This window comes from Pseudomonas sp. SIMBA_068, from assembly GCF_046534705.1.
In the GTDB taxonomy this organism is placed as follows: domain Bacteria; phylum Pseudomonadota; class Gammaproteobacteria; order Pseudomonadales; family Pseudomonadaceae; genus Aquipseudomonas; species Aquipseudomonas putida.
In genome coordinates this window covers 1-251 of record NZ_JAWRYI010001146.1, presented here as the reverse complement: position 1 = coordinate 251, position 251 = coordinate 1, and the positions used below count along the sequence as shown (strand labels likewise).

Annotated in this window: 1 protein-coding gene; it reads right to left on the bottom strand. The window is 63.3% G+C overall.

Going from position 1 to position 251, the window contains the following annotated elements; all coding sequences use genetic code 11:
- Positions 1–251, bottom strand: a 251-nt coding sequence (locus SB756_RS33100) for a PoNe immunity protein domain-containing protein (protein ID WP_410913636.1), incomplete at both ends; no start/stop codon positions are given.

The window sequence follows — 251 nt, the reverse complement described above, 5'->3', positions numbered from 1 at the left end:
GCCTTACTACAGGTCTCCCCCGCCACCACCGGCGCTACACGTTTCGGGTGGCTCGGCCGGAGGTTCCTCGCATAGGCCACCAGATCCTTGGGATAGACCCTATGCTCGACCCCGCTGTCATCAAGGCCATACAGAAAGGCGATGGCTGCCGCCTCGAACGCCCAATACCCGCAATAGCTGCCCTCGTCCCCTTGCAGGTGGCTGTCGTGCCAGGGCGCCTGTTCGAACGCGGGGTACCAGTCGTCACAGTA